The organism is Nocardioides sp. 1609 (assembly GCF_004522105.1).
Taxonomy (GTDB): domain Bacteria; phylum Actinomycetota; class Actinomycetes; order Propionibacteriales; family Nocardioidaceae; genus Nocardioides.
Genome location: NZ_SPUJ01000001.1, coordinates 802,507 through 824,907, shown reverse-complemented (window position 1 = coordinate 824,907; position 22,401 = coordinate 802,507). Strand labels below are relative to the sequence as shown.

Annotated in this window: 13 protein-coding genes; 5 read left to right on the top strand and 8 right to left on the bottom strand. The window is 64.4% G+C overall.

All coding sequences use genetic code 11. From position 1 onward, the window contains the following. The first annotated feature begins 601 nt into the window (after nt 1-601). The gene (locus tag E4623_RS03715; RefSeq protein WP_167736460.1) at nt 602-1,792 is read left to right on the top strand and encodes a site-specific DNA-methyltransferase; all 1,191 of its coding nucleotides are present in this window, start codon (nt 602-604) and stop codon (nt 1,790-1,792) included. A 192-nt stretch (nt 1,793-1,984) separates the two neighbouring features. Next, on the top strand, nt 1,985-2,347 hold the full coding sequence (locus E4623_RS03710; RefSeq protein ID WP_209020466.1) for an Lsr2 family protein: 363 nt from the start codon (nt 1,985-1,987) through the stop codon (nt 2,345-2,347). An 846-nt stretch (nt 2,348-3,193) separates the two neighbouring features. Here E4623_RS03710 and E4623_RS03705 read toward each other — a convergent pair. The 3 genes from E4623_RS03705 to E4623_RS03695 form a co-directional block, all read right to left on the bottom strand. Continuing rightward, a complete protein-coding gene (locus E4623_RS03705; RefSeq protein WP_134765126.1) occupies nt 3,194-5,311 on the bottom strand; it encodes a hypothetical protein in 2,118 nt (705 codons plus the stop codon). An 80-nt stretch (nt 5,312-5,391) separates the two neighbouring features. Further along, nucleotides 5,392-5,691: a hypothetical protein gene (locus tag E4623_RS03700; protein ID WP_134765125.1), complete on the bottom strand. Its 300-nt coding sequence runs from the start codon at nt 5,689-5,691 to the stop codon at nt 5,392-5,394. A 1,091-nt stretch (nt 5,692-6,782) separates the two neighbouring features. Next, on the bottom strand, nt 6,783-7,121 hold the full coding sequence (locus tag E4623_RS03695) for a maleylpyruvate isomerase N-terminal domain-containing protein (protein WP_134765124.1): 339 nt from the start codon (nt 7,119-7,121) through the stop codon (nt 6,783-6,785). A gap of 542 nt (nt 7,122-7,663) precedes the next feature. Between E4623_RS03695 and E4623_RS03690 the strand changes: the two genes are divergently transcribed. Beyond that, a complete protein-coding gene (locus tag E4623_RS03690; protein ID WP_167736459.1) occupies nt 7,664-9,157 on the top strand; it encodes an ATP-binding protein in 1,494 nt (497 codons plus the stop codon). Between the two features lie 481 nt (nt 9,158-9,638). Here the strand turns inward: E4623_RS03690 and E4623_RS03685 are convergent, their stop codons facing one another. From E4623_RS03685 to E4623_RS03675, 3 genes are all read right to left on the bottom strand, one after another. Beyond that, complete coding sequence (locus tag E4623_RS03685; protein ID WP_134764663.1) at nt 9,639-10,724, bottom strand: BMP family ABC transporter substrate-binding protein; 1,086 nt, start codon at nt 10,722-10,724, stop codon at nt 9,639-9,641. A gap of 2,801 nt (nt 10,725-13,525) precedes the next feature. Next, complete coding sequence (locus E4623_RS03680) at nt 13,526-14,272, bottom strand: thermonuclease family protein (protein WP_134765122.1); 747 nt, start codon at nt 14,270-14,272, stop codon at nt 13,526-13,528. A 662-nt stretch (nt 14,273-14,934) separates the two neighbouring features. Further along, nucleotides 14,935-15,252 (bottom strand): hypothetical protein, encoded by a 318-nt coding sequence (locus tag E4623_RS03675; RefSeq protein ID WP_134765121.1) that lies wholly within the window; start codon nt 15,250-15,252, stop codon nt 14,935-14,937. 272 nt (nt 15,253-15,524) lie between these two features. Between E4623_RS03675 and E4623_RS03670 the strand changes: the two genes are divergently transcribed. Next, nucleotides 15,525-15,920 carry a hypothetical protein gene (locus E4623_RS03670; protein WP_134765120.1) on the top strand — a complete coding sequence of 132 codons (396 nt, stop codon included), beginning with the start codon at nt 15,525-15,527 and terminating at the stop codon, nt 15,918-15,920. A 984-nt stretch (nt 15,921-16,904) separates the two neighbouring features. Here E4623_RS03670 and E4623_RS03665 read toward each other — a convergent pair. Beyond that, complete coding sequence (locus E4623_RS03665; RefSeq protein ID WP_167736458.1) at nt 16,905-18,641, bottom strand: ATP-binding protein; 1,737 nt, start codon at nt 18,639-18,641, stop codon at nt 16,905-16,907. 956 nt (nt 18,642-19,597) lie between these two features. On the opposite strand from E4623_RS03665, the gene E4623_RS03660 reads away from it, so the two are divergent. Then, on the top strand, nt 19,598-20,818 hold the full coding sequence (locus E4623_RS03660; RefSeq protein ID WP_167736457.1) for a calcium-binding protein: 1,221 nt from the start codon (nt 19,598-19,600) through the stop codon (nt 20,816-20,818). 430 nt (nt 20,819-21,248) lie between these two features. Here the strand turns inward: E4623_RS03660 and E4623_RS03650 are convergent, their stop codons facing one another. Further along, nucleotides 21,249-21,911 (bottom strand): GNAT family N-acetyltransferase, encoded by a 663-nt coding sequence (locus E4623_RS03650; RefSeq protein WP_134765117.1) that lies wholly within the window; start codon nt 21,909-21,911, stop codon nt 21,249-21,251. Nucleotides 21,912-22,401 lie beyond the last annotated feature (490 nt).

Sequence of the window (22,401 nt, the reverse complement as noted above, 5' to 3'; positions counted from 1 at the left end):
ACGCGGGCTCACTACGCGGCCCTCGAGGCTGGCAGTGGTTCGAACGGGCGAACTGCCAATCCTCGAATGAGCACATTGTCTCACCTGGCTTGGGCGCTTGAGACGACGGTCAGCGACCTTCTCGTCACGTTGCAGCCGTACCCCCCGCTCGTAGACGACTCAGCTGAGTCCGCTGCCGTACGGCCAGCGCCTCGGAGGCCCGACAGACCCAGTTGACGCTGGTTCACCATGAGGTCTGCTCTAGCGTGCCTAGCTTGTTGTCTTCCTCAGGTATTCGTACTCGCCCGCCTCAGGACGTGCGGGGGACTGCTAGGTCCGGGGCGGCGCGTTCGGGGCGTCCGAGCTACCTCTTGCTGAGCAAGAGGGTTGCCCAAGCAAGTTGCGATCGCCAGTGAAGCGGGGCCGAGCGTTGCGCCGTTGTAGGCCGGGTCGCCGGTGCGCGCCCACGGGTCGCAGTTGGTTGCTGGTCAAGGTCGCGGAGCCCAGACGCACCTTCTTCCTGCGTGAGGCCACGGGTGTCGAGCCCCGTGTCCGACCCAGATGTTGCGGGCGCATCCTCGAAGTCGGTCACGACGCCGTCGATCGGGCCGATGGGTCTTGGGTGAACAAGACAAGCGAAGTGCCCAGGACCCAAGTATTCAACGGCGATTGTCTTGAAGTGCTTCGAGGATTGCCGGACGCATCCGTTGACTCGGTCGTGACGGACCCTCCCTACGCGATCGGTTCAGCGGCTGCTCGAACCTCGACCTCTGGCGATGATGCGGCGGACGGCGCCTGCCAGGAGTGCGGGAACGACAATCCTGCGGAAGGTTACCGAACCTGCAGCGACTGTCTCGCTGAGGCGGAAAGCGGCGTGATGCAGGCGAACATGCTTGGCATGCAGTCCCAGAACTGGGATGAGAAGGCTACCCACTCCCGCGGGTACGTGGACAACGATCCGGACGTGTTTGAGGCGTGGTGTGTTCTGTGGGCAACGGAGTGTCATCGTGTGCTCAAGCCGGGTGGGCACCTCGTCGCGTTTGGTGGAACACCGACTTGGCATCGGCTGGCCCGAGGTATTGAACTTGCCGAGTTCACGATTCGCGGGTCGATGGCTTGGCTTTATGCGACGGGATTTCCCAAGGGGGTCAATGTCGAGGCGGCTATCAACGGGTCGAAGAGTATTGGGGGTTCTGCGAGGCAGGGTGCTGGGGAGCGGAGCGGTTTGCCGGGCGCGTTGTGGGCGGGGTGGGGAACGACACTCAAGCCGGCACACGAACCAATCGTCTTGGCACGCAAGAGCTTAGAGGGCACTGTGGCAAGCAACGTGCTGCGTCACGGCACTGGTGCCCTGAACATTGATGGCTGTCGGGTGCGTGCCTCTGATGGCTCTGGGATGGACGGGTCGGTCGGGCGATGGCCCTCGGACGTGTTTCTCAGCCATACCGCTGCGGGGGTGCTCGAGGAGAAGGCTGGGGGTCGCCCGGTGGCGGAGTTCTTCTGGCATCCGAAGCCGGGGCAGAGCGAACGGGTAGTCGTGAACGGGGTTGCGCATCCGACTGTCAAACCGCTTGGTCTGATGCGTGAACTTGTCCGACTCGTCACTCCGCCTGGCGGAGTGGTGCTTGATCCGTTCGCGGGTTCCGGGACGACTGTGGAGGCTTCAATTTTGGAGGGTTTCGCGGTGATTGCTGTCGAACGTGAGGCTGCTTACTTGCCGTTGATTCAGCAACGGATCGCGAGACAGGTCGACCCGGTAAGGGCGGTCCTCGGAGGCGGTGGAGACCCCGGGCTCTTCGCGGGTTGGTCATAGTCGGCGTGATCTGTAGTTCTCTCTGCGCGTATGAATGCTTCGTTCGTCGAGTCTGACCAGGGCCGCAGGACGGACTGTCGGCGTGTTGTGGGGTGCTGTCATTTAGGAGCGGCGGCGACGTTGGTGAGGCAATTTCGTCGTGCGACTGAGCGGGGCGAGATTGAGGTGTGAGAGTTCAACTGGACTTAACCAGTGACGCTGACCATGATGGACCCCATGGCAAAGGAAACGATCACTCACGTTACGGATGACCTCGACGGTTCGAAGGATGCCCAGGAGGTGTCGTTCTCGTTCCAGGGCGTCGATTACACAATCGACCTCGGCAAAAAGAATCTGGCGAGCTTGGAGAAGGCGCTGAAGCCGTACCTGGAGGCGGCGACGAAGGCACCCCGGCGGGCAGGGGCGCCGGCGCGGCGTCGTAGTTCACGGGCGTCCGGTTCGGGTCGCGATCTGACCGCTATCCGGGAATGGGCGAAGGCTTCCGGCATTGAGGTCGCTGAGCGGGGCCGTATCTCGCAGGGTGTCATTGACCAGTACGACGCCGCGCAGTCTTAGGTCGGCGGCTCGACGGTTGACTGACCTCAGGGACGGCTGCGCAGCCAGGGTTCAGCGCCATCGTGGCGGGCCACCTGCTCATTCTGGCTGAGATGAAGTCGTCATTGTTTGGGGCGCGGTGGCGCTGTTTGTGATTCGCTAACAGGTCGGCGCTGAGTCGGAGTGATCGGCTGAGTCTGCTGAGCCTTGTCTTGGCTGTGGACGTCCGGCGGTGCCGACGACGGCCGTCGCAGGGGTGGGTTCATTCGGCGCGTGGGTGGCGGCGATCGGTGCGATGGTGGAGCGGTAAGAGCCACCGGGCGGCAGAGAGTTCAAGGCGGTCAAGGTCGCCGGAGGCGAGGTCGTTGAATGCGGCGTTGACGATGAACTGCCACGTTCCTGCTTTGTGTTGTTGGACTGCAGTGCGCTGATTCGCGAAGTGTCTCTTGGTTCGCGAAAGCAATGACCGCGACGTCTGTCCGACGTAGACGGCGCTGACTTCGTCGAAGGCTACATAGATTCGGGTGACTGCTTCGGTGGGCCAACTGTCAGGGTCCAGGACGCGACCACCGTGCACGTACCGCACGGCCATGGCTTCGCGGCGGGAGATGACAGGGTTTGTGGTGCTGAGATTTAGCCAGGTCTCCCAGTCATCTAGTCGTCGGTCTTGCCGGTAAGCGTGGGGTGCCGGTTCGCCGTGACTCTGCGTGGAGGGTGAAGGCGGGTGTAGCGGGCCGATTGCCAGCTCCGGATGCATGCCTGATATTGGCGGTGCCTCGGCCGGCGCAACTCGGGTCGTCCTCAGACCTGGTGGCTGGGCCCTCGCGGGCGAGAGGTCGCGACTGACGGTGTACGGGTCTTGGGACGTCACGTGAGTCGTCCGACGAGCTTGAGGGCGCTGCTCAGGGAGTCGTGAACTGCGTCCAGTTCGTGTTCGTTGAGCCCGGTGGGCCCTCCGGTTTCGTCGTGGAGGCTCTTGGTGAGTTCGACATCTTGCAGCAGCGCTTTGGTGTCGGTTGGGAGGTGGCGGGCTCGGGCTTGCAGGTTCGCGAGGGGTGTGGGTTCCGGAGTTGTTGACGGGGCCGACGAGGGCGGCGCTCCTCGCGTCTCTGTGCCGACATTGGTGGCTTGGGCCGCGTAGTTGGCGAGGACAGTCTCGGTGGTTCTGATAGGGATGCCGACCCCGTCTCGGGCGACGCGGTCCGGTTGGCGCATGTCGATGGCCGGTAGTCGTGCTGTGCGGAGGCTGCGGCCGGGTTTGAAGTGATTCGCAGCAACAGCGAGGGCGGTGAGGCCTTCCTCGGTGTGGGTGAGAGCGTCCACCGCAGCGTTGACCGGACCTCGGAACGGCAGGGGGCTGAGGGCGCTGCCGGATCCCCCGACGATGGTGGTGGTGAGGACTCCGTCGGCGATGAGGGCGGTGCCGCCGGCGAGCGCGAGCTCGAGTCGTGCGTGGGTGATCGCCGTGGCGGGTTCTGCCGGGTTGAGGGCTATGGCGACGAGCGCGAGGTAGTCAGGCGGGTGCAGGGGAACGAGGGTGGTCTCGCCGATGGATGGGGGGACGGGGCCACCGTAGGCCCAGGCACGCGTGATGGGTTTGAGCGTGCCCCAGGGTTCGCACACAAGTGGCGATAGGTAGTCAATGACTTGGTTCAGGGTGAGCCGTTGGCGTCCGCTGACGTCTCGAAGTGCGGTCTTGAATTGGCTGTAGGTGGAGGGTCCTAGCAGCGTTGCCATGAGGGTGACTGCGCGACGCAGCAAAAGTTGGTCGTGGTCGACGTCTAGGTCTCGGTCGACGACTTGTGGGTTTTCGTCGTGCGGGAGGCGGTGCGATTCGGCCAGCCTGGTCCTGAGGATGCCGGTGTCCCGTGGGTCGCTGCGGTTCGCGCAGAGGTCATAGAGCTCGGTGCTGATCGCGGCGTTTGCGGCAAGTTTCTTGAGCGCGCGGAATGCGGTATGGCGTGACTCGTCCTCGGCGTCCCAGGCATCGACTCCAGTGTGAGAGTCCGACACCACTGCTTCCATGACTGGTTCCATCGCATGCGGGTTTCCTGTCTCGGGGTCAGTCGCGAGGAGGTGGAGGTCAGCGGGCATGGTGAGGAACTGGCGCAGCCTGACGCCGTCTTCGTCAGCTCCGTGTTCGTCGACATGCCGTTTGTACTGCTCGATGAACGACTGGTGGTTGCGGCGCATTCGGCGGGTGAGTTCGTGGGCTGGACTTGACGGTGTCAGCACGCTGGCGGGAACGAGGTGGCTGGCGATGACTTCGGCTGCGCTTACTGGGTCGACGTCGAGTTGTCCGAGTAGGGCGGCACCGCATACTGCGAGCCGGCTGATGCCGTCGCTCAGCATGGGTGCCCATTGCGAACTGGTCCCGTCTTCGAATTGCAACAGCACCATCGCTGCGGAGACGGGTCGCCTTACTCCGGTCGCGGCGATTTCTTGGGGGCGGCCGCGTTTCATGGCCCTGTCTAAGGAGCGGCTGAGAGCATCTGCGCACCAGGCGCGCAGGTGGTCGGTGTCGTTGAACTTCAGCACTCGCAGGCCGAGGCGATCGGCGACGGGCTCGTTTCCGGCGGTGGGTTCACGTACCTGGGTTGGTCGCCCGCCTGCGGCTCCGCCCCGTGGCTGTTCGCCGGGCAGGATCGTCATGGGTGAGAACCTCATGCGAACAACAGCAATGTCGGCGGTGTCAGTCACATCCGTGACGATGCCGGTGCGGATGCGGGTGATTGTCAGAGCCGGTTCGGCGACGCTGGTGCGGGCGAGGGCTCGTCCGAAACTGTCGGGGAGCAGTTGCGGCAAGAGGCCTGTGGAGAACGCGTGCGTGAGCGCCGCGATGTACTCGGTCTCGGTGCTCGTCGTCACTGTTTCGAGGGCCGGGGGAGGGGCCATTCGGGTGATGTCGATCTTGTCGCGGTTGAGATGGACGAATCGTCGCGACTGCGGTGCTCCATATAGGTGCTGGGTGTTTGACTCGGTCATGGTGGTGTTCCTGTCGTTGAGGGACGGGTGAGGGTGCGCGGTGGTTGGGTGTGTCGCTGTGGTGGCCGAGCTGTGTCGAGTCACGACGTTGTCTCGGTCACGCTCCGGAACGCCTTCCCGGCCTCGCTGAGGCTGCGGTGCTGGGTCACGTCGGTGACTTGTTCGGCGGGGAGTCGCAGGATGCAGTTTGCGATCGCGCCGGCGGCTGAGTCGGCGGCTGCGTCGGCGCGTTCCCAGAGCGCAATGATCCAGGTGCCGGTCTCGTCGCAGTAGCGCATGACGCGTTCGGCCTGGAAGATCTGCGGGAGGCCGATGGGGGCGGACCTGGAATAGGTCAGGTGGAACCAGTTCTGGTTGATGTTCCTGGGGGTCTTGTTCATGGGGTGTGCCTCCGGTCAGGGTGCGAGCTTGTTCCCGCAATGTGTAATCTATAGATGACACAAGACAGGACGTGGACGCTCACCCGCATCGGGCTTGAAGACGCTGCGAACCCTGCACGCGATACGCAGTCGAACAAGACGGTCAACCGAGACCAAACAGTAAGACCCTGAAGCCCGCTTACTCGCCGCACAGCGGCACGAACCGCAGCACATTCCGGCTCCCACCGCGCCCGCGCGACCCGAGCTGTCCCTGAATGTGGTCAGCCTGTCGAGAAGGATCCGCGAATGTCAGACCCGCCGAGGTGAGGACTTCCCGCCAGCCCAACAGGGAGGTTCTTACGACTGCTACCCGCGGCTAGTTCGGCGCAGCCGTTGAGCGATAGCGAGAAAGTCGGTGAACTTGCTCAGGCGCCCATTACGGGCTTGTCCACGGGTACGTCTTGGTGCCGAGCGAGGACGTCGAGTCGCCGCAGGTCAACGGCGCCCTATCGGTTACTCCGTCTAGTCCCTACGGGGTACGGCAAGACCGGCCGATCAGACCATAGTCACCGTGCGCCGCGCGCGGAACACTTGTCGCGCGGATCCACCACACCGGGTGACTTCACTCGTGATGGGTGGCCCCGCAAGCTCGAGTTTTCGGGACCCAAGGCCCGATCCCCGGACGCAGAGGCTTCGCAGACGACGTCTCCGGTGCCTGGTCGTTGAGGGTCAGGCCTCGACCGAGCGCAAGGTGAACCCTTCCTTCCGGTCGAGGACTCCGCCTGCAGATCGCGGACGGCTAGAGGGACACGGGGTGCGACGTAGCAAGCGGCACGCCGTCCGGTGCTGGGATGCGTCCGAGACCGACAAGTGCAGCGGACCTGGCGTCTAACCCGGGCGGGAGCTCAGCCTCCGCGATGGCCTCCAGAGGAGGCCGGGTCCATCCGAGCCCACGTGGTTGGTCTTGGGCGATGCCGAGGTCGAGCTGGTGAATGGCAAGCTCGACGACCCAGGTAGCGACGAAGTCGCCGCTACGCATGCGCTTGCTCTGGAACTCGATGACCCCTTCGGGCATCGAAGCTGCCGCAGACGTCGCCGACCGGCTCACTTCCTCAAGATGTCTCACGGCCCCCGAGGGTCGTCCGTAGGCGGCTGCGACCCGGCGGAGCCAGAGGATGTGGCACGGGATCGGTGTCTTCGTCGCCGGGGTCCTTCGACCAATAGGACGCGGCATCGTGGTCGGGCTCGCTGAGGGTGCGGGCAGCACCGATGACCATCTCCTCCAGGCCCGTCCGGACGTGAACGACAAGATCGAGCGCGCTCCAGCCGTGGCACAAGGACGGGGCGAGCAGCTCCATGTCGGAGAGCGACCTGGCCGTCGACACGAACTCCGCTGCCTGGTGGGCGAACTGTTCGGCCGCCTCGGTGTGCTCGAACGATAACGGCGTCATGGGCTCACGCTAAGCCCGGCACGGTCTTGGCTTCTAGGCATCCGCCCGTCGCCAGGCCCGGCCGCCAGGTCGACGTGCCCGCATTCTCGCTCAGACGGTGCCGCCGCCGCCAGCTGGGGCGAGCAGGTGTGTGAAGACGAGGAACGGATCCATGCGTCGAGCGTAGGCCGATTGGGTGGATTCGCTACGGCGCCACTTGAAACGGCTTAGCGTCGGCGGATTACTCTACAGCCCAGGCGGTCCTGGATGAGGCCCTGTCCCTCGCCTGGCCGCCTGGTCTTTTGGCTGGTTCGGGATTGTGACTGAGCAGGCCGCAGCGTCGTGAGCGGCGGAGCCCCGACTCGGGTGAGGTTGTGCGGCGGTAGCCGGGCCTGTGGAATGTGAGGGTGTACGCCGAAAATCACGACCGACCATCAGCAAGACCCGCTCCGTTTGAGTCGTCAGCATTCTCGGGGTCCGCGCCGGACGACGTCGGGGAGAGCGCAACGGACTCCAGGCTCGCGCGGGTTGACTGGAATGTTCCGTCCTGGGAGCGGCATCCCTTGCTGGAGTCCACTCTCGGCGTACGTCTCAGCGACGTCACCTTCGACGTCATCTCTGACCTGATCACGCGTCGTGTCGTTGAAGACGTCGCCATCGACTTCAAGCGGACCCGATACGGAATCGAGCGGCACATCGCTCGAGAGCAGATCAACAGCAGTCCCAAGGCGAAGAGCAACCGCGAGGCCAGCTTGGGTGGCAGTGCAAAGGAGGACGCAAGGTCTGAGATCGACAGCGACGAGGTCAACGCTCGAGTCGAGAATCAGCGAGCAGAATTGGCCAAGGACGTCATCGCCTTCGCAAACGCGGGAGGAGGACTCATCGTCCTAGGCGTCGTCGACTCCAACGGTCGCGCACACCATGGCCCAGGAGTACCACTCAACGACACCCACAAGTCAAGGATCCTCGACACGATCCGCGAACGAACGACGCCCTACATTTCTGGCATTGAGGTAGGACACGTACCGTCACCAACCGAGGCAGGGCAGGGGTTCGTGCTGATCTACGTACCAGCTAGCGTCGATGGCCCACATGCTGAGTCGGCACCCAATCAGCACCGATACCGATTTGCTGTCCGCGACGGAAGCCACACCCGGTCTCTTACGCAACCGCAGATCGCCATTGCGTATCGCGACCGGTTTAGTGGTCGCACCGACATCAACAAGGCAGTCGCAGACGTCTTCGATACCGGAGTCGGTGAACTGGACACACTCGGACGCGCCTGGCTCGCAGTCGCCGCGGTTCCTGCGCGGTCTGCGATCCCTCGTATGCTCGATTCCAATCTGCTCGACGAGGTCGTCCAATGCACCCGGGCTCGCCAAGACGGCCTTCCAGGGCCACACCTTGGCCACCACGCCTCATATGGCCGTGGACGTGTCGTGTTACGTGACAGTCCGCCGGACCGATCGGTCTCAGATCACCTACTGCATTGCTACACGAACGGTCGTGCGTTCGCTGCGGTGACGCTCGACCTAGTCGAGTCCTTGCCCCACCTCTCTCGCCACCCTGAACTCGAAGACGACGCCGTCGGACTCCGGATCGGCAGTCTGACCCACTGGGCGCTCACCCTGATTGGCACCGTCGCCGGGCACCTCGCAGACACCGGGGCGGCAGGCAACGTCGAACTGCAGTGCGGGGTCATCACGTCGACATCGCCCAAGTACTTCTCCCAAGACGGAAGCCCGGCCGATCGTGACCACGTCATTTGTGATCAGACACCGCAGGGCGCGCCTGGATCGCGGAACGACCAAGTTGTCGCCGGCAGCGTCTCACGCAAGCACTTGACGCCGGTGACGATGTCGGTCAGCCCGCTGATTGCGAGCGACGCGCAAGAATTAGCGTCGGTCGCCGCACAAGTCATCACCGAAGTTGTCGTCGAGTTCGGGAGAGTGCCGACGTACCCGATCATAACCGGGGATGGGTTCGTACGGGTCGAGCATTGCGACCCCCGACTTGAGCGTCTCGTGGAGTGGGCGAGACGTCACGAACTCGCCTGAGCACAGGTGTCGGGCGACGCTTGTGTGCCAGCCGTGCGTGGTCTGCGAGCAGTAGCACGCGGGGGCTTCGACTTGCCCAGCACCTGGTCGGGAGTCAGCGAACCCGAGTCGGTGGAAATGCCACAGTTCGCGTTCGGGCTAAGTTCAAGGTCGGCAGTTGCTGTCATGAGTGACGCAAATGACCTCTGAGTCATTCTTAGGCGATGTCCTGCCAGATGTGGTGGTCCCAGCCGTCAACAGCGTCTTCGCCGCAACGCCGTCAGATCAGACGAGCTCCGGCCGGCTTTCGTCGGCCTGGTAGAGGCTTTAGAGGACGCTCATCAGGGTTAACTTGCCGGCGCCGTTCTCCCCGAGCAGGCAGTTGGCCTCGAGGGGGCACAAGGACGCCTGGGGGCCCACCGGCGCGGTGGGCGACCTCTCCGGGAAAGCCAGGAGGGAGGCCGGCCGGGGCCGGACCTCCCTCCTTCTCGTCAGCGGTGGATCAGGGGGTCAGGTACGACGTCACCGGGATGGAGCCGTCGATGATGCCCTCCTTGATCGTGTCGAGCTCGCCCTGCAGCGACTCGTTGACCTCGGTCTCGAAGTTGTGGAACGGGGCGATCGCGACGCCGTCGTTCTCGAGGGTGCCGACGTAGGCCTCGGGGTCGAACTCGTCGTTGCCGGCGGCCATGATGGCGTCGTAGGTCGAGACGTCCATGTTCTTCATGATCGAGGTCAGGATGACCTCCTGCGTCTTCGGGTCGCTCTCGAAGACGTCGGCGTCGGTGCCGATCATGACGGCGTCGGAGCCCGAGTCGGCGATCGCGGTGAGCGCGCCCTCGTAGATCGGGCCGCCGACGGGCAGGATGACGTCGACGTCCTGGCCGAGGATCTGCGTGGCCGTGTTGGTGGCCTTCTCGTTGGCCTCGAAGCCACCGGTGAACGAGCCGTTCTCGCCGTCCCAGCCGGCGACCTTGACGTCGGTGCCCTTCTGCTCGTTGTAGTACTCCACGCCCTGGCGGTAGCCGTCCATGAAGATCGTCACGGTCGGGAACGGCTGGCCGCCGTAGGTGCCGACGGTGCCGGTCTTGGAGTAGTCGGCGGCGGCGTAGCCGGCCAGGAACGCGGCCTGGGCGGTGTCGTAGAGGAGCGGCTTGATGTTGTCCGCGTCCTTGGTGCCGTCGAAGTCGTTGTCGGCCGCGTCGTCGATGAGGATGTACTCGATGTCGGGGTTGGCCTTGGCCGACTCGACGGTGGCCGCCGAGAGGGCGAAGCCGACCGTGACGATGGCGTCGCAGCCCTGGTCGACGAGGTTGGTGAGGTTGGGGGCGTAGTCGTTCTCGCTGTTGGACTCCACGTCCTTGTACTCCGCGCCGAGCTCGTCAGCCGCCTTGACCAGGCCCTCGAAGCCGAGCTGGTTGAAGGACTTGTCGTCGAAGCCTCCGGCGTCGGAGACGATGCACGGGAGGAAGTCGGTCTTCGCCTCGTCGTCGCCGGCCGAGTCGTCGGGGGCATCGCCGCACGCGACGAGCGCGCTGGCCAGGGTGAGCGCCGAGATTCCGCCGAGGACGGACTTCCTGATCTTCATACGTGGTGCCTCCAGATCTCCTGCCCCCGGAGTGGGTGCAGCGCGGTCGGTCACGCTACGCGATCCGGCGGCCGAAAGTCTTCCGAAGTCGCGATGTATCGAAACGTTTACCGTACTGGGATGTTCGGGCCCTCCCACGGGCCCCAGGACGGTCCGGACCGGGGTTTCCGGGGCCGTCGGGTGGCCCCACGGGTGACCAGCGGTCCATGTGGCCGTACAACGGTAGTGGATACGGGCTGGTCCGGCGGGACGGCTGGCTGCCCGCGCTCAAGGCCTATTGGGCCAGTTCGCCAAGCCGGACCCATCGGCCCATGCGGCGCTGTAGACGGCTCCGCTGATATCCGAGAGGACGTTGAGCACGCCGATTTCGGTGGCTCGCAGTAGATGTCGATGGCCTCCTCGACCATCATGCGACCGTAGCGTCTGCAGGGCGTATACAGCGACCTCGATACTCGCTTCTATCCGGCCCGTTGCCGGTGCCACGACCAGCCGATCGCCGCCGTGGTCCACGAACTCGCGGGCAGGCGGTCGCGAGACGGCCAGTAGAAAGCCCAGTCGAGTGTCTCGGCTTCTAGCCGAGCTCGACCACCTTGGCGCCATCCGCGGCACGCTGCACGGCCTCGATTCCCTTTCGCCCCGGCGAGCGCGGAATAGGACTCATCGGCGGCGCAACCTCGCCGTTGCCAGCCTTCAGCCGGAACCGAAACGCTCCGGGCCCGTCCCTATGGTTCTAGAACCTGCCAGCGTCTCGGGTTTGGCTGATCGGGTCGGGGGCCGGCTCCACCTATGGGAGTTAGACGACCTCGGCCCAGGACATGTCTGGATGGTGCGATCTATGTCGGGTTCACCGCGACCGTTCCCGGGACGGGGGCCTGAGCGCGGACGCACACTGGGCGCATGCGTTCCCTAGTCTCGGTCCTGCCGCTGTGCCTCCTGTTGCTGTCAGTTTCGTTAGCGTCCCCAGCCGGTGCGCATGGAAGCGACCCCACTCGGCAAGGCCCTGATGCTGTGGCACCCCGCATCGAAGCCGCCGGCACGGTGACCCGCACAGAGTTCCGCGCCGTGCGACAGGGAATGACCTCTACCCAGGTGGTGCGCGCATTCCATCCAAGGCCGGTGCTCCGGAAGCCCATCAGGTCAGTGGCACGAACCACCATCACGTTGAGGGTGCGAGGCTGCGACCGATGCCTGGTCCAAGCAGTGCAGAACCGACGCGGCGACCTCACCTACGCCACCGATCAGGTCCAGGTCGACGCCGGAGAGGTCCGTTGGGTCGTGCCGACAAATAGGACCAAGAGCATGGCCTTCTTGGTGTATGCGCCGTTCGACGAGATTGCCCAGGGCGGGTACCCGATGGTCGTGGTCACCGGTTTCAAGGGCCGTCGCCCTGATTCGCATATCGCACCGTCCTACCCGCTTAGGAGCCGGCTCGTGTCCGGCTGCTGGTCAGGCACTCACCAGAGAGCAATCACCAACACTCTTCGGATCCGAAAGGTGCGGCTACCCAACCCGATAGCCGGACCGGGACTCTTCGACAGCGCCGCCGGCTACCTCGAACGGACACTCCCGGCCCGCCCGTACTGGGTGCGGACGAAGAACGGTGCCCGCCACGCCAGTGACCCGTCCATCTGCAAGTAGCTCGTGCGGCACTCCAGCCGCCGGAGGGGTCGTAACGGGTAGCGCAGATACGTGGTTGTCAAGGGATCGTGTTGCCGATGTTCAACTGAACCGACGCTAATCCATGGTGTTCTGGTACTTACAAGGCGATGGCGTGAGGGCCGAGTCTGCTCTGGCAGACGGACAGGTCACGAACACGTCACTTACTGGCACGGGCCGGTTGGTTGCGATGCGCGGCCGCCTGACTCGCGTCGTCTAACAATCGGGCCTGCGCTCCAAGACCGCGTCGGACGATCTCGTCTGTGTCGAGTCCATGCCAAGCAGCAATTTGCAAGATTGCTGCAATCCGGTCTGAGTACGCCTCCTCTGGGGTATCAGATGCAGGAAGAACCTTGAGAGGCGGACGTGCTGCAAGGACGGGTCGCACAGCCAACAGTTCGGCGCCAAAGTTCAGCTCGCAAGCGAGGAATTCCTCATCCTGGTGAACGACGACTAATTGAGCGGGGAGCGCCGCGGGGTCTGTCTCCTCCCAATAGAACCGAGGCTCCCGGGACGTTGCGCTCTCGCTCGCACGAGCGTTGACGCGTCGAGCGTCGGCGTCGGAGTCGGCAGAGTCAGAGACATCGCGGGGGAGTTGGGGCATGCCAGGTGTATCGGCCGGTTCACGTGCAGTTCGGGCGGCTCGGTCGATTCTCGGCTTGCCGCGCGACGGCCTCCGCGCGCCGCGGGGCAGGCCAGCCGTCCTCGACGATCAACTTAGCCAACCGAAGACGGCGTCGAGGGGTCAGTGCGGCATCGACATGACTAGTTTCCATGAAAGCGCTATGAGGTTAAGCGGTTCCCAGACAGCTCCACTCCACCGCGGGAGGCCCTCACCTATCTACGGACGCGCCGTACCCAATCGCACATCGTGCCTGGGCATCACAGCTAGTCCGCGATTCCAGCGACCTGTGCCCATTCGGCCCCCGGCTTGGGCAATGTCGTGGCGAAGACCGGGTGATGCGGAAGCGGCGGCACACTCGGGGACCGGACCGACGTCGCGCTTCCATCATGCGTCGCGCGAGGTGCGGGGCTTGCGGCAGCGGGTTGTCATCACAGGTGGGCGTCGGATCATTGACGTGGGCGGACGCACTGAGGCCCCGCACCAGCGAACAGGTGCAGGGCCTCAGTGGACCGGGGGGGGGTTAGCGGCAGGCGCTCCACAGGCCACGGTCGGCACGTTTCGCGACTGCCTGGGCAGCCTTGAAGGGACGGACCCTCTCGAACGGCTTCCCGTCGTAGACGTAGACCGTTGCGTGGCCGCGCCCGACGAGGAGCCGGTTGACCTCCACCCCGCCGTTGACCTTCTTCACGTAGCGCAGGAGACGCCCGTAACGGTCTTTGCGGTCCTGGGTCCGGTCCGAGGTCAAGACCACCTTCGTGCCGCGCGGCAGGACCCGCTTGGTGAACCGCGACGCCTGCGGACCCCAGCACTCGGTACCACCGTGAACCTCGGGAGTATCAATGCCGATGAGCCGGACGTCCTCGACCGCACCACGTGCGAGGCGAACCTTGACGGTGTCGCCGTCGATGACCCGAATGACGGTCGCCTTCTCGACGACACGGTCCGGGCGGCCACCGCCGCCACCGGAACCACCATCCCCGCCGTCACCGCCTCCGTCGCCACCGTCGGTGGACGTCGAACAGGGGCACGGGTTCGACTCACACGCGACGCCATCGCCGTCGTCATCGAGGCGGTGCGGGTCCGACTGCGGCCCGCCCTGGGAGACGTAGAACCGTTGGGCAGCGGCCTGGGTAGCGAAGTCGCCGCAGTCACGGTCAGCCATCTGGGTAGTGGCCTGTCGAGCGCCCTGAACAGGAGCAGCCGACGACGGCGAAGCGAGACTGAGACCGGCGAGCGCGAGGAAGCCGACGATGGCGGCCACCGTCACGGCACGAATAGTTGTCGAGGTCGTTTGGTGGGAAGTCACCGGGCGAACCTAGGTCCCCAACTAGCTCCTGTCAGCAGAACCCGAAAGAGCACTGAACGGGGCGGGGGACGGGGGGCTCAGGCAGTCCTCAATGCGGCCTGTGAGCCAGGACTACCCGTTCAACAGTCGGCGGCGGCCGACTGTTGAGCCAGCGTCGCAGCCAGGTTCAGTTCACGAGGTTCCGTCGGTGGACCTCTACCTGGACATCAGGCTGGAGGCGCACGTTCAATCTGAGGTTCGTGGCAGACAGCGGCGTGCGCGGCGGACCGTCCATCCGATGGTGCGCACAGAAGCTCCAGGCCGTCCATTCCCAAGGGATGAAGCGACGCGTCCGCGACGCAGGTCGCGCTGTGGGTCTCGACGACGCTGCCTGGCGGAGACGCCGAATCGGCGGGTGGCCGACAACGAAGCAGCCGGCCGTCGCAAGTCCGCCGCCGAAGACGCCTCGAACGGCGGGCCTAGGCACGCGAAGAAGCCCGTCAGGCACGCACAATTCAGCGCCAGAGCACCGAGCCCTGGACGCTCAAGACGAGCAGCAGCCTGTCGACGTCTACTACGCCAACGGCACCGAAGCCGCAGGCGCCGCACCGTCGCTGATCGGCCTGGTGGCCTTACTCATGCCTCTACTGGACCAATCTGCCGATCGGGACCCTACGGCCCTCTGCAGCGTCGTGGACGGCGTCGTTGAAACCCAGGATGACGTCGTGCAAACCGACTTCGTCTGCGGCGTTGATGAGCTCGAAGAAGGTCTCGATGGCGCCTTCGACCAGAGACGCGACAGTCGGGTCTGCGGCGCGTTGCTGGACGGAATAGAACACCAACGACACATAAAGCTCGCCGAGCGCGTACAACTCTAGGTCACGAATCACGGCGATTCCGCCGAGGAGAGTCGCGGTTGCGGGATTGTCGAAGTCTTCAGGGGTGGGGGTTGCAGGGTTCACGAGACAGTGGTCCTTCGGGGTGGTGAGGGGCGAATGGATGGTCACTCAGCGTTATCGGCGTGCTTTGTCGAAAGATGGCCACCCTTGGACCCCGACATGTGCGACCCAAGCTCGGACTTCACCACGGTCGCTGCCACCGTGCCGATCAACACCGACAAAGCCACGTCGTTCAGGCGATACCGAGAGGACATACACGGCACCAGCCGTCACAACAAGCTCAGAAGGGTCTACTCATCGGTCAGTTCACCGGCGGCCTGGATGGGCCGCGGACGATGGGCGGAGAGCGTGTGCTCCTAGGGGCGCTGCGACCCGGCGCGACGACGTCCCTGCTCTCGCTGGAGGTTCCGAGGTGTCCGAGGTCCGCCGATGGCGAGTTCGACCTGCCCACCAACCGAAGACCAGCCACGAACGTCAAACCGACCGACAAAGAAGCCGTCCACTATGTGCTCGCTACGACTACTGAATCCGAACTGCACTCGCTGCAGGTGCTCGGACTACGTGGCCTGACCGGCCACTTCAGAGATCGCCAGGTGACGCTCTCGACCGGCCAAGACAATGAGCTCGGTGCCTTCATCGAGAAGCTGCACGCCGCGTACAAGGCGGCACCCGGCGGTTGGGCTGGAATTGTTGGAGGACCACCCGTGGTTCAACTCCGCAAGAAGCGCTGAGACGGCTCGACGGAGAGGACGGGCCGCCAAGGACGGGAGCAAGGAACGTGTCGGACATCGTCGCCCGCCGACCTCTACGAGGTTGCTCCGAGGTCGAGCTGGCGCACCGCGTTGCAGGGATTTCTGACCTGGGGTACGTCTAGCAGCCCGGTAGAACTAGCTGACTCGGCACACCGCGATCTCGTGGTTGCTCGCTTCTGCGCTAGTGCTTCAACCTCGATCGGCCCGGCTGCGGTTAGGCAACCCAGCGGTCCGGGAAGGTATTGAGCGCAGGGAAGTCGTCCCATTTTCCGTAGAGAGTGTCTTCGTCGCTGCGCGTGACGGTCCCGACGTATCCGGACCAGCGGACAGCAGACGGCCGGCCGAGACAAGATCGGGGTACGTCGAATGTGATGGTGTCGCGATTGAAGTTCGTATAAGCCTGAAGGCGTCGGCAGATGACTGCGCGGCCGTCTGCTTCCCACGTGTCGACGCGCTGCACCATCGTCTCGCCAACTTCGGCACCCGGGTACTGGCCCAGCGTGTAGAGAACCGATCAGGATCCTCGGCCTGACGAGGTAGCGGACGACCGACCGCGAAGGTGTCAGCGCCTGGCTACCTCGAGCAGCATCTGCCGCGAGATAGAGGCAGGCGTCGCCGAAGGTCCGACCCGATCCGACTAACCCGCCGGCCGACCATCTACCGACCGTGCTGCCGACCGACCATCACAGCGCTGGCGTCGCCGACACGCACGTGGGCTCCATGTCCGACTAGGGGATGAACCCGGAACACGCGGTCCGATCTGCTGCATCGATGCGTTCTGTCTACATTCGCTTCCTCCGGCGGGGCCAACCGGGGTGTCAGGATCGTTGCCGATCAGCACCACTACTCAGGTCCGATCTGGGGCGGACAGACTTCTGATCGCGCTTGGCATCGCGGGGCGAGATGCTGTGCTGGTACTTGATCCCCTGCTTCCCCCTGCATTCATCAACGCCGAACTCATCTCTACGTGCTGGCCCCCGTCGCGGCCGAACCCGCCACTAGCCCGTTGGCGGCACGGATTCGGTCAGCCAGGGCGAGGACCTGCTCGCGCAGCTTCTCGTCGATATGACCGAGGGTCAGCTCGTCGGCGACGGCCCTGGCGACCTTCACCTTGGAGTAGGACTTCATGCCCTTGAAAGGGTTGTCGAACGGGCCGTGCGTTGCTGGCGTCTTTAGCTTCTTTCCCGCGACCGGATGCAACGTATTGACGGCCGCTCGAAAGACCGGCCGCGGAATGAGGTTTTCGACTGTGCTTACCCATTCGCAGACCACAAGGGTGCCGCTGCCTTCAACGGCGGATTCTCGGGCCAGGCGGGCCAGCGTGGCCCGTGGAGCCTCGTCCGCGGTCTTCTTGTCGCTGTCCGCGATTAGAGTGCACGACCGCCCCAGCCGCAGTAGAGCGATGAGGTCCAAGTCGATGTCGCGGTCCTCCTCGTCACCACGGATGTCCATGCCGTCGACGAGATATCCGCCGTACGTCATCACGGCAAAATGCACGCCCTCCTGCAGATCAGGATCAAGGAGTTGAAGCCAACGTCGCCAGTAGATCCGGTCTGAGGGTCCCTCGACCCACACCGTGTAGTTGGCCTGCAGCAAATCAGAGGCCATGTAGCCGAGGTCCTGACACACCTTGCGTACCTGGCTGGCACGCACCGCTGACGACACCAGCGTACTGGTGCCATCGTGTGTGATGTGGAATATGCGTGCGCCGGGCAGGTCAAGTACGTGGGCCGAGTGAGTCGCAACGATGTATTGGCTCGTGGTTTGCTCGTGCAGGAAGCCCATGAGCTTGCGCTGCAGACCTGCGTGCAGATGGATCTCGGGCTCTTCGAGCAAGATGAGGCATCCCTCGTAATGGATGCACGCGGCAGCGATCATGAGGACCTGCTTGATGCCGTCGCCGAGATCCTGAATCCTCAGCATGGTGTTGGCCTGTGCGAGGTGAACGTGCAGGTCCCGCCCGCCAGCGACCTCGAGCTCGGCGTTGGGGTCTTCCAGGACGTCGCGTAGGAAGTCTCGCAGTCGTGACCAGCGGGCCTTTGCCTCGACGTACGCAGGCGTCGACGGGTTCTGCGGGTGTTGCCAGGCATCGAGCTGCCGCACGAGGTTCTCGCCGCTTGCGAGGTCTGACGTGCCGACGGACTCACCCGAAACCCGCATCTCTCGAAAGGCCGGAATGATGATGGCGTTGTTCGGCACATGAGGGCCAGGGGTGAGCATGCTCGTGGACGCTCGCCTGTGAGGATCACCGATCGCTTCCGTCAAGACGGCGAGCGCGACATTCCTTGCGTTGTTGAGGTCGCCTCCGGTCGTCTTCAGCCAGATCCCGACTCGCTCCTGATCGTCGTCGAGCGGCACGACTATCTGGTCGACCAACGTGCGTCGATCGGCTGGAGTTGCATAGCTGGCATGACGCACAAAGTCGCTGATATCAGCACGCTGGAACGGGACGAGGGTGGCGCGCACCTGGCCAGGTTCCCGCCCGATCTGCGACTCAGTGTTTCGGCGCTCGGACACGACCCAGGCCTTCGCGGCACGCATGACGGTCGACTTGCCGTGGTTGTTGCGGCCCACGAGGAAGTTCATCCTTCCCAGCGGTCCGACGTAGGCCAGATGCTCGCCCCGGACGCCGCCGAAGCCGGTCAGCGCATAGCCGAGCAGCATCGGGTCGCCCGGTTGCGTGGAAGGGGACAGTGGCATGCGCCGAAGCCTCTCACCTGAACGTCGGCACACTGCACAGTTCTGGGAACGGTGGGGCGGACTGACAGGCCGAAGGTGGCGCCTTGCATCAGGGTCGGTTGTTGGCTGATGGCTGAACGACCGACTCCTTCTGAGCTGAACCGCTTCGCTGCGATATGCGTAGGCGTCAATCTGCCAAGCACATCCAGATGGGGGCGCCCCAAGGGCGGACGGAGGAGTTGATGTGTCCGACCCAAGGGGTGGTGGGTATCCGTCACGTGGTGTTGCCAGGGGTGCCACCGCGTAGCGACGCAGGGCGTACCACATGACCTGGGAGAGCGCCGGGCCGGGCGATAGAGCCGGCCTGGCCGTGGCGGTGGGTTCCGGCCGACCGCGTGGATGGTGAGCGCGGGTCGTTGGCCGGGGCAGAACCGCCGAAGGAGACGTGACGGTGTCGCAGGCGGACAACGAGCCGCACGCGACACCTCAACTTCCGAATCTGGGCATCAATGCTTTCAGTGCTGATCCTGAGGTGGAGCGATGGCGACCCGAGTACCCCTTGGTGTAGCCCGTGGTCGCTATTCGGATCCGTCGAGCCCCCGGCCCCTGACCGCCCGGGTGGGAGCTTGGCGACGTGCCGAAGGACGTCGCGAGACGCCGTCAGACCCTGCCGAGCACGAGCGGCACGAGGACAACACCACCGACAGCGACACGCCGCCCGCCGAGGACCCGTCGGCCGAGCAGGAACCCGAGGAGGGCACAGGTGGCGGTGACTAGTCCAAGGGCAAGGACGGGAAGACCGAGCGGCGAGGACGTCCCTCGAGGTATACGGAGATACCGACCGAGCAACCGGACGGCTCGCTGACCGACGGGGTCTTGGGCAGGCCGTGACCTGCTTCGTCGCGCCGAGCACTGGTGGTCCGAAAGTTCAATGTGATCTGACGACGCGCGTCTCGTTTGGGCAGTACGATCTCGCAGTGCCGTTTCGGAGTTCACCCTGCACACTGCTGATATCGCTCGTCTCAGTTTTGGCGACCGCCGCCGTCGCTGTCCCGGCAGCTGCTGCGGAAACGTGCGGGGGACTGTCAGCAACCATCGTCGGGACCAGTGGCAATAACGAGATATTGGGCACCGAAGGCGACGACGTAATCGTCGCGGGGTCTGGCAGCGACCACATCATCGGCACCGACGGCGACGACGTCGTGTGCGGAGGAGACGGTATCGACTTTGTCTACGGTGGCCTCGGGAACGACGTCCTGTACGGCGGAGGTGCCCGGGACTACATCGATGGAGGCGACGGCGACGACGTCCTGCACGGCGATGCTGGTGATGACCGACTCGAGGCGCACAGTGCCGGGGATGACACTGTCCACGGAGGACCCGGGCGCGACGAGCTCGCATGGGACGACACCCTCCAGCCAGTGATCATCGACGTCACCACCCAAACAGCAGTCCAGGACGGGACAGACCGTTGGACCAGTGTGGAGAACCTGTCTGGCTCTCACGGGGACGACACGTTCATCGGCGGGCCCGGCGATGACAACTTCCTGGGCGAGGGCGGCGCCGACACTGTGAGCGGCGGCAGCGGCAACGACGTGTTGACCGTCGAGGAAGGCACAGTCGAGGGCGGCGCGGGCGACGACACCATCTACGGCGGCTCAGTCGTCCTCGCCGGGGCCGGTGACGACGAAGTGGGATTCGCAGGACCCGGCGATCGCATCGAGACTGGCGCTGGTGGCGACTACGTCCTGATCGGCGACGGCGCCATCGTCAACACCGGCCGCGGTGCCGACCATGTGTCCCTCCGGAGCGGTCGCTCAACGGTGAACACGGGACCCGGCGGCGACCTTATCCACTTTAAGGGCGACGTCAGTTCAAGCGTGCACGGTGGGTCTGCACTGGACATCCTGATGCTGGATCGCAGGCGCGCCGCGATAGTCGACTTGGCATCTGGCTGGGTGCGGAGCGGTCGGACCGTCCGTGCGACCGTCCGGGGGATCGAGTGGATCCGCGGATCCAACCTGGCGGACCGTTTGCGGGGCTCGATACGTTCCGAAACACTGATCGGCGGCAGAGGGAACGATCATCTAGTTGGCAGGTCGGGTGCGGATACTCTGGATGGGTCCGCCGGCCGGGACCGAGCAGATGGCGGAACAGGGTTTGACCACTGCACCGCCGAGGTCGTTCTCCGCTGCTGACTGTTGCTGTGGGTAGGTCTTGTTGACAAGGCGTCTTCCTGGCCCCAACGACACCCAATCCGGGTACGCGGGCGAACCCGAGGTTGCGCATGCTCGTCGCGTTGGCCGAGGTGCTTGGCGTCGACGTCCGCGAGCTGCTGCCCGCTGGGTCCGGGGGAGTGGCGCCCGGAGGATGATCGACGGGCCAGATGGTGCCAGATCGACGCTGACAAATGAGCGCGCTCATGGTGGTTGACCCGGCTCCGGCTCACGCATCGGAGCGTTGGCGTTGCCGTGCCTCGACGACGATCCGGGGTACCCACTGGGCCGATCGACGTCGTGCGCCCCATCGCCCCGAGCCACCGAGTTGACTTCGCTTGCGTCAACGTCCCGCTCTGTTCTAGAAATGGTCACTATTAAGCCGCCAAAGTTGCCGACGGCCAGTCGTGAATCAAACAAGCAGATCGGGTGCGTGGACTGCAAGCAGTCGACGCCCCGCGTCGGTGATTGGCCCTTCGACGTCCCGAAGCGGGAACCGAGCTCGTGCTTCTTCGACCAAGGTCGCCCCTACGCCTCGTCGCCGCCAGGCCCGTGCTGTCCAGAGGTGAGCCAGCGACTCGTGCTCCCCGTCGGTGTCCCTGTCGTGAATGATTGCGAAGCCCGCGAGACTTCCGCTCCAGCTCGTGTCGATTGACGCGAAGGGCATGATGTACAAGAGCCATATACCCGCCTCGCCGGGAGAGTGGTCCCAGCGGCACTCTCGTCGGTAGGCGCGAGCCGCCAATGCAAGGGCGGACTGCTCCCAGTTCCATATCTCCGAGACGCCAGGGGGATCGTCGTCGGCGTAGCTGTCGAAGTCCAGTTGCAGGACCGTGGGTGCCCACGCGTCGTCGACGGGGTCTGGTCGCCTCCACCCCAGTGTGGGTCCGAAGTTCGCGGCGGCGGTATCGCGAGCGAGGTCGACTAGGTCTTGCAGTTCGTTCACGATGATAGGTAGATAGTTGTCATCCCCAGCCGCCAGTGTGCCGGGTGGGGCGAGAGCTAGTAGCGCTTGGTGTGCCGCTCGAAATTGAGCGCCGAGCGGCGAGTTTGTCAGCGGATCGTTCTCCGTCATCTTGTTTCCCCCGATCGCCGTGCTTCTCAAGGCTCGGCACGCCATGAGTCAGTCTCGCGGGAGCTGCGACGGGATACATGTCCGGGACGACGTTCACGCGCGAAACGATCGCGTCGCGGGATCGTCTTGGCTGTATCGCGCCCGCCGAGTGAAAGTTCGGGCAATGGAAATCCCAGAGTTTCAGTCAAGCCGGTCTGAGCGCTAAAGGTAGCAGCAGGCCTCTTGTCGAGCATTGTCACTTCGAACAGTTGAGCGCGCTTGCCCGATCGTTGCAGCTTGATGACTAGTCCAATTTATCCGAGGCGGGAGCGAGGTGGCGGCACGAGGGTCCGTCGCCCGCCGCTCCTCCCTCTGTCAACGTCTGATCAGTGATTCGCATCGACACACCCGGCCCTGATTTGAAGATGGTCCGACTGGGCTATTGACACAGCCCGATCGGGCCATCTTCTGCCATCTGTTGACAGATCCCAGCGTCAAATCGACTTTCAGG

What these genes read in the sequence shown, in the direction of transcription:
- E4623_RS03705 (WP_134765126.1), bottom strand. Translation starts at nt 5,311, where the DNA reads ATGACCGAGTCAAACACCCAGCACCTATATGGAGCACCGCAGTCGCGA.
- E4623_RS03700 (WP_134765125.1), bottom strand. Translation starts at nt 5,691, where the DNA reads ATGAACAAGACCCCCAGGAACATCAACCAGAACTGGTTCCACCTGACC.
- E4623_RS03695 (WP_134765124.1), bottom strand. Translation starts at nt 7,121, where the DNA reads ATGACGCCGTTATCGTTCGAGCACACCGAGGCGGCCGAACAGTTCGCC.
- E4623_RS03685 (WP_134764663.1), bottom strand. Translation starts at nt 10,724, where the DNA reads ATGAAGATCAGGAAGTCCGTCCTCGGCGGAATCTCGGCGCTCACCCTG.
- E4623_RS03670 (WP_134765120.1), top strand. Translation starts at nt 15,525, where the DNA reads ATGGGCGGAGAGCGTGTGCTCCTAGGGGCGCTGCGACCCGGCGCGACG.
- E4623_RS03665 (WP_167736458.1), bottom strand. Translation starts at nt 18,641, where the DNA reads ATGCCACTGTCCCCTTCCACGCAACCGGGCGACCCGATGCTGCTCGGC.
- E4623_RS03650 (WP_134765117.1), bottom strand. Translation starts at nt 21,911, where the DNA reads ATGACGGAGAACGATCCGCTGACAAACTCGCCGCTCGGCGCTCAATTT.